The 11,965-nt window shown below is 55.1% G+C and carries 7 protein-coding genes, 2 tRNA genes and 3 rRNA genes; 3 read left to right on the top strand and 9 right to left on the bottom strand.

The window, feature by feature from the left end; all coding sequences use genetic code 11:
• Positions 1–6: 6 nt before the first annotated feature.
• A complete protein-coding gene (gene xseB / locus BM449_RS09510) occupies positions 7–312 on the top strand; it encodes an exodeoxyribonuclease VII small subunit (protein WP_083544499.1) in 306 nt (101 codons plus the stop codon).
• Positions 309–698, top strand: coding sequence for a DUF2834 domain-containing protein (locus BM449_RS09505; RefSeq protein ID WP_071801023.1), 390 nt, complete (start codon positions 309–311; stop codon positions 696–698). The genes xseB and BM449_RS09505 overlap by 4 nt, the downstream gene beginning before the upstream one ends.
• Positions 699–1,258: 560 nt before the next feature.
• Here BM449_RS09505 and BM449_RS09500 read toward each other — a convergent pair.
• From BM449_RS09500 to BM449_RS09470, 7 genes are all read right to left on the bottom strand, one after another.
• Positions 1,259–1,474, bottom strand: a complete 216-nt coding sequence (locus BM449_RS09500; protein ID WP_233830607.1) for a glypican — start codon at positions 1,472–1,474, stop codon at positions 1,259–1,261.
• Positions 1,475–1,515: 41 nt separating this feature from the next.
• Positions 1,516–2,397 (bottom strand): YihY/virulence factor BrkB family protein, encoded by an 882-nt coding sequence (locus BM449_RS09495; RefSeq protein WP_255448134.1) that lies wholly within the window; start codon positions 2,395–2,397, stop codon positions 1,516–1,518.
• A 483-nt stretch (positions 2,398–2,880) separates the two neighbouring features.
• Positions 2,881–2,997 (bottom strand): 5S ribosomal RNA (rrf, locus tag BM449_RS09490).
• Between the two features lie 137 nt (positions 2,998–3,134).
• A 23S ribosomal RNA gene (locus BM449_RS09485) occupies positions 3,135–6,022 on the bottom strand.
• A gap of 562 nt (positions 6,023–6,584) precedes the next feature.
• A tRNA-Ala gene (locus BM449_RS09480) sits at positions 6,585–6,657 on the bottom strand.
• Between the two features lie 9 nt (positions 6,658–6,666).
• Positions 6,667–6,740, bottom strand: a tRNA-Ile gene (locus BM449_RS09475).
• A 203-nt stretch (positions 6,741–6,943) separates the two neighbouring features.
• Positions 6,944–8,428, bottom strand: a 16S ribosomal RNA gene (locus BM449_RS09470).
• Together the 16S, 23S and 5S rRNA genes with 2 tRNA genes alongside form the textbook arrangement of a ribosomal RNA operon.
• 719 nt (positions 8,429–9,147) lie before the next feature.
• Between BM449_RS09470 and BM449_RS09465 the strand changes: the two genes are divergently transcribed.
• Positions 9,148–10,608, top strand: a complete 1,461-nt coding sequence (locus BM449_RS09465; RefSeq protein ID WP_071801020.1) for a glycoside hydrolase 100 family protein — start codon at positions 9,148–9,150, stop codon at positions 10,606–10,608.
• Between the two features lie 110 nt (positions 10,609–10,718).
• Here the strand turns inward: BM449_RS09465 and petD are convergent, their stop codons facing one another.
• Together petD and BM449_RS09455 are read right to left on the bottom strand one after the other, a co-directional pair.
• Entirely contained in the window at positions 10,719–11,201 is a 483-nt protein-coding gene (gene petD / locus BM449_RS09460; RefSeq protein ID WP_071801019.1) for a cytochrome b6-f complex subunit IV, read from the bottom strand.
• 74 nt (positions 11,202–11,275) lie between these two features.
• Positions 11,276–11,950, bottom strand: coding sequence for a cytochrome b6 (locus tag BM449_RS09455; protein ID WP_071801018.1), 675 nt, complete (start codon positions 11,948–11,950; stop codon positions 11,276–11,278).
• Positions 11,951–11,965 lie beyond the last annotated feature (15 nt).

Raw genomic sequence — 11,965 nt, 5'->3', positions numbered from 1 at the left:
CCAGCCATGCCTCCAGCCAAGAAGCAAGTATCAAAAAACGCCACGGCCCCCAGCAAGGATTCCGCGCAGGGCACGGGCAGCCTGACAGTTGAAAGCTGGAAAGCCGAGGTCAAGGAACTGACCTACAACCAGGCTCGTACCGCCCTTGAGCTGGCCTTGAGCCAGCTTCAATCCGATGAACTGGAAGTGGAAACCATGGCTGAGCTCTATAGGCGGGCACAGGCCTACGCCGAGCGCTGTGAACAGATTCTTGGGCGAGTGGAGCAGGAGATCATGCAATTGAATATCACTGACCTGGAGCAAGAGCCTTGAGCAAATCCACGAGTCCGTTCGACAATGTTGTGCAGTGGCTGTATCTAGCCCTGGCGATAGCTGGAGCGATCCTTCCCTGGATGGCGAACATCGCCTTCATTCGCACAAGCGGCAACAACTTTGATCTCGCCTCATTTGTGTCGCTGGCCAATGCCAATCCAGCGGCCCAATCACTCTCCAGGGATCTGTTCGTCGGGGCCACGGCTATCACGATCTGGATGGTGGTCGAAGGCCGCAGGCTCAAGATCAGGGGGCTGTGGCTGCCCTTGATCTGCAGCGTCACGATAGCCTTTGCCTGCGGAGCTCCCCTGTTCCTGTGGATGAGGGAACGCCGTCTAGCCGAGCTCAAATTAATAGGGATCCAACCCGAAGAATGGGAGAGTTAGGTCCAATACCAAGCTGTGTTGAACGCATCAGCCAATCTTCAGGTTTGTTACCAGGCGAGGCTAAATTAATAGGAGGATTTTGCGAGTGATCGCCTAGTCGTCGTTAACCGGCCTTGAGGGAATATCAATCGTGGCGTTGCCAGCGTCAATCTCTGAGGAGGGATCGGAAGTTGTTGCAAATTCAGAAGCCTGGTCATCCCGATTAGAGGCCACTCCAAATCGAAACAGCATCTGAGCAACGCCAGAGGGTTGTGGAGACGAAGCAAACGGTTCCCAAGTGACACTGCCATCTCCCGAAGCGGATGGCGAAACCAATGAGGCCCCACAGGCTGGACATTGGCCAGAGGCGAGGGTGGCAGTACCGCAGGCTGCACAAACCCTGATTCGGCTGCGCAGTATCCGCCAGGCAATCCAGCCCACTCCAGCAAGAAGGACAGGCAACAGAAGAACCAGCAGGGTGAGTCCGCCAAGAAAATTAAGCAGTAAGCGTCCCAGCGGGCCTGGAGCAAGGAGCACCAGTGCAACAAGACCGATCCAGAACCAGGGGATGGAACGGCCCATCAACGCTGAAAGCGAGGGTCATTTTCAATCCAGCGCTCAAAGGCTGCCAAGCCCTCGATACCAGCCCAACCAAAAACCACAGCTCCAACCAGCAAGGCAAGCAGCAGGCCGGCACCCATCAAAAGCGGCAACAGGGCAACGGTCAGGAATCCAACCACCACCATGGCGCCGACACCTGCGCAGAGCAGGGCCAAGCTGGCAGGAAGGGGACGCAAGCTAAGACCTGCTCGGGCCATTGACGTGGATGCGGAGACTACTATCTTCGCCCCTGCAAGGAAGCTTGATGACGTGAGCTCAGGTGTGGATCGCCCCCCCGCATCCGACGGGCGACCACCACACTGAGAGCCATCCCGAAATAGAGGATCAACCCCACCAACCAGACCCAGAGCGTCAAAACAAGGACGCCACTGACCACCCCATAGGCCTGAAACCTGGCACCAAGAGAAACAAGACTTTGGCCTACCAGCACATTGAGCAGGGTGTAAGCCAGGCCAATCAAAAGGGCACCTGGAACCAGTGATCGAATCGGGTGGATGCGCGAGGGGATGATCAACAACAAGGCAAGTGCCACCAACGAAGAGACCCATGCCGAGAGCACAAGACCGGCAAAATCAGAAATCGGGATCGAGATCTGAAATGGCCAAGGCAGAGGTTGATTGAAGAGATCTTCCCAGGTTTGGGCGCTGATCACTTGCAGGTGGCTGGTGAGCTGGTCGACAACAAGCAAAAGGGCTGCCACACCCACCAGAGCCAGAGCCTTGAGCCTTGAGGTGATGAAACGTCGAATGGCGGCAAGGAAAGGAAACGAAGTTCCGCTCATCCGATCTGAGCCCGAGAGCCTCCAACCCCAAAGCCGATCGGCACCTCTCTGCAGCGTGAGATAGGTATTCGTCGAAGTGATGAGCAAAGCAATGACGCCGATAGCGCCAGCTCCGCCTCTCTGGCTGTAGAGCTTCCGCATCGTTGTCTCGATTAACGGTGATGCCGTCGCAGGTAGCAGCTGACTAGCAAAGACTTCGATCTGATCCATCAGTCCTTCATCCCGTCCCAGGATTCGGCTAGCCAATGCCAGGGCAATCAGCAGGGCAGGAAAGATTGATTGGAGAGTGTGATAGGCAAAAGCTGCACTGAGGTCAATGCAACCATGTCGATCCCACAGGCGGTAGGCCAGCCAGGCGGTACGCAGCCATTGACGAATCTGTCTGGAAACCCGGTAAATTTCTTATCTTGAGAAGTACTCAACCACTGTAAGCAACCTGGGATCAGAATCAATGCCAATCAGCCCCCCAACAGAAGATCCAGCGTATCAATCGGCCAACCCAGCCCGCCACCGACAGCCCAGCCGCTGTGCCAGCCATCTCTGACCAACAGCGAGAACGCCCTGGAGGCAAAGGCCGGAACTTCATGGGCCCTACGCGCACGATGAACGTGTCGAGTCACCAATTGCCGTGGATAATTCTTAGACCCCGAACAGAGCGGAGATTGCGAATTTAGCGATGTTACAAGCTTAAATTGTTTGATTTCAAACCACAAAAAAAGCCACCTTGCGGTGGCCTTTTCGTCTTGGTCTAGCCGCTAGATCTAGCCGCGCTCAACCAAAAATGGATGGACAAGAGTTTTATCCTGGCATCGAGCTATTTTTGCAGGAAGCTTCCCTCCAACTATCGTCGCCGCTACTGCGTTTCACAACCGAGTTCGAGATGGATCGGAGTGGGTCCACAGTGCCATGAACACCAGGAAATAATCTCTTGCCCCCAAGGTGAACCCTGAGAACTGCCTAGGTAAGTAGAATCCCATCAACACACCCTTTCAGGCCGTTGGCAGAATCCTTCTGAATATCAAACAGCTCATGCTATCTGCAGCAAGAGCGAAGTGTTGGTCAAGCCCTCGGTCTATTAGTACTCCTCCGCTTCACGCATTGCTGCGCTTCCACGTAGAGCCTATCAACGGGTGTTCTTCCCGTGACCTTACTGGCTTAAGCCATGAGAACACTCATCTTGAGGTGGGCTTCCCACTTAGATGCTTTCAGCGGTTATCCTCTCCGCACATGGCTACCCAGCGTTTACCGTTGGCACGATAACTGGTACACCAGAGGTGCGTTCCTCCCGGTCCTCTCGTACTAGGGAGAACTCCTCTCAATGTTCTTACGCATGCACCGGATATGGACCGAACTGTCTCACGACGTTCTGAACCCAGCTCGCGTACCGCTTTAATGGGCGAACAGCCCAACCCTTGGGACCGACTTCAGCCCCAGGTTGCGATGAGCCGACATCGAGGTGCCAAACCTCCCCGTCGATGTGAACTCTTGGGGGAGATCAGCCTGTTATCCCTAGAGTAACTTTTATCCGTTGAGCGACGGCCCTTCCACTCAGAACCGTCGGATCACTAAAGCCGACTTTCGTCCCTGTTCGACTTGTTGGTCTCACAGTCAAGCTTGCTTCTGCTTTTACACTCGTCGGCTGATTTCCAACCAGCCTGAGCAAACCTTTGCGCGCCTCCGTTACCTTTTAGGAGGCGACCGCCCCAGTCAAACTGCCCACCTGATACTGTCCAGCCCCCGGATAACGGGTGGCTGTTAGAACCCTAGCTCTGAAAGAGTGGTATCTCACCGTTGGCTCACCATGACCCGCAAGCCATGGATCAAAGCCTCCCACCTATCCTGCGCATTCAGAGCCCGGGCACAATACCAAGCTACAGTAAAGCTTCATAGGGTCTTTCTGTCCGGGTGCACGTAGTCCGCATCTTCACAGACAATTCTATTTCGCCGAGCCTCTCTCCGAGACAGCGCCCAGATCGTTACGCCTTTCGTGCGGGTCGGAACTTACCCGACAAGGAATTTCGCTACCTTAGGACCGTTATAGTTACGGCCGCCGTTCACCGGGGCTTCAGTCGCTAGCTTCGCTTTCGCTGACCAGCTTCCTTAACCTTCCGGCACTGGGCAGGCGTCAGCCCCCATACATCGTCTTGCGACTTAGCGGAGACCTGTGTTTTTGGTAAACAGTCGCCTGGGCCTCTTCACTGCGACCACCTTGCGGTGGCACCCCTTCTCCCGAAGTTACGGGGCCATTTTGCCGAGTTCCTTAGAGAGAGTTATCTCGCGCCCCTCGGTATTCTCTACCACCCCACCTGTGTCGGTTTCGGGTACAGGCCATCATGCCTTAACGGGTATAGGGCTTTTCTTGGAAGCTTGACATCACCCACTTCGCTGCCGTAGCAGCTCGTACTCACGCCTCAGCTCAGAGCGTTTTCTCCGCTCCTCAACGCCTCGAACGCTTGAACCAGTAACCAACATCTGGCTGGGCTAGCCTTCTCCGTCCCCCTTCCCAAAACATGACAGGTACAGGAATGTTGACCTGTTGTCCATCGACTACGCCTTTCGGCCTCGCCTTAGGTCCTGACTAACCCTCCGCGGACGAGCCTGCCGGAGGAACCCTTAGGGTTTCGGGGCATGGGATTCTCACCCATGTTTTCGCTACTCAAGCCGACATTCTCACTTCCATGCAGTCCACGCCCGCTTACGCTAACGCTTCACCCCACATGGAACGCTCCCCTACCATTTGAATGTTCCTAAGAACAATTAAATCCGCAGCTTCGGTACAATGCTTAGCCCCGTTCATTTTCGGCGCAGGATCGCTCGACCAGTGAGCTATTACGCACTCCTTTGAGGATGGCTGCTTCTGGGCAAACCTCCTGGTTGTCTGGGCAATCCCACCTCCTTTATCACTCAGCATTGATTTAGGGACCTTAGCTGGCGGTCTGGGCTGTTTCCCTTTCGACCATGGAGCTTATCCCCCACAGTCTGACTGCCTAGTTTCACACAGGGTATTCAGAGTTCGTATCGATTTGGTACCGCTCTCGCAGCCCGCACCGAAACGGTGGCTTTACCCCCCTGCTATAGCACTAAACGCTACGCCTCAACGTATTTCGGGGAGAACCAGCTAGCTCCGGGTTCGATTGGCATTTCACCCCTAACCACAGCTCATCCGCTGGTTTTTCAACACCAGTCGGTTCGGACCTCCACTTGGTATCACCCAAGCTTCATCCTGGCCATGGTTAGATCACCCGGGTTCGGGTCTATAAACACTGACGATCGCCCTATTCAGACTCGCTTTCGCTATGGCTCCACCATTTCCGGTTTAACCTGCCAGTGCCTATAAGTCGCCGGCTCATTCTTCAACAGGCACACGGTCATCCTATGAGTAGGACTCCCATTGCTTGTAAGCTCACGGTTTCATGTTCTATTTCACTCCCCTCCCGGGGTTCTTTTCACCTTTCCCTCGCGGTACTGTTGCGCTATCGGTCACACAGGAGTACTTAGCCTTACGAGGTGGTCCTCGCGGATTCACACGGAATTTCACGTGCTCCGTGCTACTCGGGATACAGCTAGGCCAGTTTCGTTTTCGAGTACGGGGCTTTCACCCTCTCTGGCGCGCCATTCAAACGCTTCCTCTAACGTCCCTGGTCCACATTGCTGTCCCACAACCCCGATGGTCGAAACCATCGGTTTAGGCTCGTCCCCGTTCGCTCGCCGCTACTCAGGGAGTCGTTTTTACTTTCCTTTCCTCCAGCTACTAAGATGTTTCAGTTCGCTGGGTTGGCTCGAGCCAGCCTATGGATTCAGCTGGCCGTTCTAGGGGTTGCCCCATTCGGAAATTCCCGGATCAAAGCGTGTTTCCAGCTCCCCGAGACTTATCGCAGGTAACTACGTCCTTCATCGCCTCTGTGTGCCAAGGTATCCACCGTGAGCCCTTTGTAGCTTGACCAATGTTTCTCCACACAGCATTGCTGCGGTTGTACGCAGATTCTCCTGGTTTTACCATCATCAGCTCTGCAACCTTTCAACCACAAGGATTAAAAGATTAAAGACTTCAGAGGTAAAAACAAGATCAAACCCAGTTGTTTCGGCAACAACCAGGAACCATGCAGAGTCTCGGCTCTTACTTTAGAATCTCTCAATTCCTCCTCAGCAACAACGCCATCCGCTCGCCGCTCACCAAAGCAAGCGATCAAGCCAATGGAGCTATCACTGGATCTGGAATTGAGCATCTATGAGATGCTTAATATTCAGACTTACCTATGCAGTTGTCAAGGTTCTGCTGACCACCACTCCATCAGCCTTACAGCCAACAGAGCAAGAGTCCAGCGTCTTTTCAATGGATTAAAATGTTAAAATAACTCTAGTAGAATCTATTCAAAAAAATAAATCCAATAGAATGACTCTAATCTAATCAAATGAAAGGAAGCTGAAATCCATTCACAGCAAAAAAATCTAGTCTCACCATCAAAGTTTCTCCTGTTGCTTTCGCTAAAGGAAGGTTTGGTCAGTGGAGGTTAGCGGACTCGAACCGCTGACATCCTGCTTGCAAAGCAGGCGCTCTACCAACTGAGCTAAACCCCCAAACACGAATGGGCCATCCTGGACTTGAACCAGGGACCTCACCCTTATCAGGGGTGCGCTCTAACCACCTGAGCTAATGGCCCAGGGGAACCCTTGTGGGGTGTGACCTAGACAAAGTTTAGGAACAGAATAAACTTAAACTGACATCACCATCATGATCACCATTGCTGGTCACCACCATGTTCATATCAGCTAAGTCATCGAGGTACCGATTATCCATCGAGATGACAGGACTTTGGCCTCACCACAAATTGGGTCAGACATCAAAGTCAGTTTTGTCTCCCTGTTAGGAGGTGATCCAGCCGCACCTTCCGGTACGGCTACCTTGTTACGACTTCACCCCAGTCATCAGCCCCACCTTCGGCGTCCTCCTCCCTTACGGGTTGGAGTAACGACTTCGGGCATGGCCAACTTCCATGGTGTGACGGGCGGTGTGTACAAGGCCCGGGAACGTATTCACCGCAGTATGCTGACCTGCGATTACTAGCGATTCCTCCTTCACGTAGGCGAGTTGCAGCCTACGATCTGAACTGAGCCACGGTTTATGGGATTTGCTAGCTCTCGCGAGTTTGCTGCCCTTTGTCCGTAGCATTGTAGTACGTGTGTAGCCCAGGACGTAAGGGGCATGATGACTTGACGTCATCCACACCTTCCTCCGGTTTATCACCGGCGGTCTCTCTAGAGTGCCCAACTAAATGCTGGCAACTAAAGACGTGGGTTGCGCTCGTTGCGGGACTTAACCCAACATCTCACGACACGAGCTGACGACAGCCATGCACCACCTGTCACTGCGTTCCCGAAGGCACCCCCCGATCTCTCAGGGGTTCGCAGGATGTCAAGCCCTGGTAAGGTTCTTCGCGTTGCATCGAATTAAACCACATACTCCACCGCTTGTGCGGGCCCCCGTCAATTCCTTTGAGTTTCACACTTGCGTGCGTACTCCCCAGGCGGAACACTTAACGCGTTGGCTACGACACCGAGAGGGATAATTCTCCCGACACCTAGTGTTCATCGTTTACGGCTAGGACTACAGGGGTATCTAATCCCTTTCGCTCCCCTAGCTTTCGTCCATGAGCGTCAGTTATGGCCCAGCAGAGCGCCTTCGCCACTGGTGTTCTTCCCGATATCTACGCATTTCACCGCTACACCGGGAATTCCCTCTGCCCCTACCACACTCTAGCCCAGTAGTTTCCATTGCCTGGATGGAGTTGAGCTCCACTTTTTAACAACAGACTTTCTGGGCCGCCTGCGGACGCTTTACGCCCAATAATTCCGGATAACGCTTGCCACTCCCGTATTACCGCGGCTGCTGGCACGGAATTAGCCGTGGCTTATTCCTCAAGTACCGTCATGTCTTCTTCCTTGAGAAAAGAGGTTTACAGCCCAGAGGCCTTCGTCCCTCACGCGGCGTTGCTCCGTCAGGCTTGCGCCCATTGCGGAAAATTCCCCACTGCTGCCTCCCGTAGGAGTCTGGGCCGTGTCTCAGTCCCAGTGTGGCTGATCATCCTCTCAGACCAGCTACTGATCGATGCCTTGGTGAGCCTTACCTCACCAACAAGCTAATCAGACGCGAGCTCATCCTCAGGCGAAATTCGTTTCACCTCTCGGCATATGGGGTATTAGCAGCCGTTTCCAGCTGTTATCCCCCTCCTGAGGGCAGATTCTCACGCGTTACTCACCCGTCCGCCACTAGCCCGAAGGCCCGTTCGACTTGCATGTGTTAAGCACGCCGCCAGCGTTCATCCTGAGCCAGGATCAAACTCTCCGTTGTAGTCACTCGTCCTGTAAACCAGCTCAACCAACCTAAAACTTTCGTCTTAAACTAATCTCACCAATCGCAACCAGTGCCGCCACTGAACAAATCGCCTTACCTTACGATAATCGCTTCACCCAGGGCCTCCTTCTCGCAAGAAGGGTTCGAGAGTGCATCAACCACTTCGTCATCACCTTGCAGCAACAACCAGCGCATCAATGACTTTCCAAATCACTCAGATCCGGTCGCAGTCTTACCTGCTGGAACTTTTCATCGCCCGCAGCGCCCGTGAAAGCGCTACCGGCAACATCCCAACAAACAAGCTGCTTGTTTCTTTTTGACGGGACCTCACACCTTTGCTGCTCGTTCGTTAAAAACCCAAATCTGCTAACCGCCAACGCGCGTCGCTTTCGCTTCCGCTCATTCACGCTCACAAACTCAGGGCCTCAACGCAGCAAAAGCGTCGGTTCCTAAACTTTTCTTTTGTCCAGGTGCGTCGCTCCGCCCTCTCAGGCTCACGACTCGGCGGTCTCTCAACCGCTTTTGAAACCTACAGCATCGTTGGCTTGCGCCTTCTCCTCTGTTCGGTTCTGCAGCACTCGCCTCGCGGCTCCTGCGCAGTCCAAAAATGTAGCACAGGTTCTGCCAAGCCTTTTCTCTGCCACTCCATTGGTGGTCACCAGGCCTGCCCTTCCTAGGATTGAGGCGTTTCAAACCAGGCGTCAGGGGAGCTCAGGTTGCCGATCAACTTCAGCCAGGAACGCCTCCGGGTCAGGCCAAGCTCCAAGGAAGAGGCCGTCGTCAACAAGGCCCGCCAACAGTTCGAACGCACCCTTGTGACGGTGCAAGGCCAGTTGGTGGGATCGGTGGCGGCACTGGAGCATCCACGCAGCAGCATCGCCCTCAACTACGGCGAAGTTTTCCTGCGGGACAACGTTCCGGTGATGGTGTATCTGATCCTGCAAAGACGCTTTGACATCGTTCGTCACTTTCTCAGCGTCTGCCTGGATCTGCAGAGCAGCACCTACCAGACCCGTGGGGTGTTCCCCACCAGTTTCACCGAACAGGACGGCAGCCTGATTGCTGACTACGGCCAGCGGTCGATCGGCAGGATCACCTCTGTGGATGCCAGTCTCTGGTGGCCCATCCTCTGCTGGCTCTACGTGCGACGCAGCAAGGACTGGGACTTCGCGGCCAGCCAGAAGGTGCAGCGAGGTGTTCAGCTGCTGCTTGATCTGGTGCTGCATCCAAGCTTTGAAGGCACACCTGTGCTCTTCGTGCCCGACTGCGCCTTCATGATTGATCGGCCGATGGATGTCTGGGGAGCGCCGCTGGAAGTGGAGGTGCTGCTCTACGGCTGCCTCAAGAGCTGTTGCCAGCTGATGGAACTGGGGCAGAAGAACAACAGAAGCCGGCTGCTTGAGCAACGGCTGGGCCTGACGCGCCAGTGGATCCACAACCTGCGCTCCTTCCTGCTCAAGCACTACTGGGTCACCAGCAAGACCATGCAGGTACTGCGGCGCAGGCCCACCGAGCAGTACGGCGATCAGCAGCACCAAAACGAGTTCAACGTTCAACCCCAGGTGATCCCGGATTGGCTGCAGGACTGGCTGGAGAACCGGGGTGGCTACCTGATCGGCAATATGCGCACCGGACGACCCGATTTCCGCTTCTACAGCCTGGGCAATTCACTCGCCTGCCTGTTCGGCCTGCTGACCTCCCCCCAGCAGAGGGCCCTGTTCCGGTTGGTCAGTCACAACCGCTCTGAATTGATGGCCCAGATGCCGATGCGGATCTGTCATCCCCCCATGGATGCTGCGGATTGGGCGAACAAGACCGGCTCCGACCCCAAGAACTGGCCGTGGAGTTACCACAACGGGGGCCACTGGCCCAGTCTGCTCTGGTTCTACGGCAGCGCGATCCTTCTGCATGAACAGCTCTACCCCGAGGCCGACGTCCTGCTGATGGGGCAGACCAAGGCCATGCTGGAAGAGTGTTACTGGTCACACCTGAACCAATTGCCCAGGCAGCAATGGGCCGAGTACTTTGATGGCCCCACCGGCACCTGGGTGGGCCAACAGTCGCGCACCTACCAGACCTGGACGATTGTTGGCTTCCTGCTGTTGCATCACCTGCTGCGGGTCAAGCCCCAGGACGTGACGGCCCTCAACATTGATGCTCCCCCTGACCTCAGCTGAGGCTGGGTGAGCAGACGAGCGCTTGAGTGACACACAAAAAAAAACTGCGGCTACCGCCGCAGTTTTGATCAGGGCCAATGGTTGGTCCGAGTTGATCAGGCCACCCGGTCTCAGAACAGGCCCAGGGTCAGCGATTTGTCGATCGGCATGGCAGCACCGATGCCGAGATAGATCGTGAAGACCGTTCCAAACAGGAAAGCGGCCATGGCCACGGGGCGGCGGAACGGATTCTGGAACTTGTTGAAGCTCTCAATGAAGGGGATCAACATCAAGCCAAGAGGAACCATTGTTTGCAGGGCGATGCCAAGCAACTTGTTGGGAACCACCCGCAGGATCTGGAATACCGGGTAGAGGTACCACTCGGGGAGAATCTCCAACGGGGTGGCAAAGGGATCGGCCTGATCACCCAGCATGGCGGGATCCAGAACGGCCAGACCGACCACACAGGCGATCGTGCCGAGGATCACGACAGGGAAGATATAGAGGAGGTCGTTCGGCCAGGCTGGCTCCCCGTAGTAGTTGTGCCCCATGCCCTTGGCGAGCTTGGCGCGCAGGCTGGGGTCGCTGAGGTCGGGCTTCTTGAGAATGTGCATGACAGAACCCAGGGCGGTGGAAGGGGACGACGGTTGAAGCAGAGGCTAATGGGTCAGACCAGAAGCGAATGGAATCACAACGGACCTGAAATACCCTGCTTGCGGATCATCAGGAAGTGCAGAAGCATGAACACGGCCAAGAGCCAGGGCATCACAAAGGTGTGAAGGCTGTAGAAGCGCGTGAGGGTGGACTGACCAACACTTTCACCGCCGCGAAGCAACTCCACCATGAAATCGCCAACCACTGGAACGGCAGCTGGAACTCCCGAGACGATCTTGACGGCCCAGTAACCGACCTGATCCCAAGGAAGTGAATAACCAGTGACTCCGAAAGCCACCGTGATCACAGCCATAACCACACCGGTGATCCAGGTGAGCTCACGGGGACGCTTGAAGCCGCCGGTGAGATACACGCGAAACACGTGCAGGATCAGCATCAGCACCATCATGCTGGCGCTCCAACGGTGAACCGAACGGATCAACCAACCGAAACTCACGTCCGTCATCAAATACTGAACGGAGGTGTAGGCCTCGGCGACGGTGGGCTTGTAGTAAAATGTCATCGCAAATCCAGTGGAGAACTGGATCAGGAAACAAACCAACGTGATGCCGCCAAGACAATAAAAGATATTGACGTGGGGCGGCACATACTTGGACGAGATATCGTCTGCGATCGCCTGGAGCTCCAGGCGTTCCTCGAACCAGTCATAAACCGGAGAAGATTGGCCGGCAGGAGACGAATTCGCCATGCAATGGATGGAGGC

The sequence above is a fragment of the Synechococcus sp. SynAce01 genome, from assembly GCF_001885215.1.
Lineage (GTDB): Bacteria > Cyanobacteriota > Cyanobacteriia > PCC-6307 > Cyanobiaceae > Regnicoccus > Regnicoccus frigidus.
The sequence above is the reverse complement of the archived record's forward strand: the minus strand, read 5'-3'. Positions and strand labels throughout refer to the sequence as shown.

Excerpts from the sequence above, each read along its gene's own strand:
- xseB (WP_083544499.1), top strand. The coding sequence starts at position 7 with ATGCCTCCAGCCAAGAAGCAAGTATCAAAAAACGCCACGGCCCCCAGC.
- petD (WP_071801019.1), bottom strand. The coding sequence starts at position 11,201 with ATGCACATTCTCAAGAAGCCCGACCTCAGCGACCCCAGCCTGCGCGCC.
- BM449_RS09455 (WP_071801018.1), bottom strand. The coding sequence starts at position 11,950 with ATGGCGAATTCGTCTCCTGCCGGCCAATCTTCTCCGGTTTATGACTGG.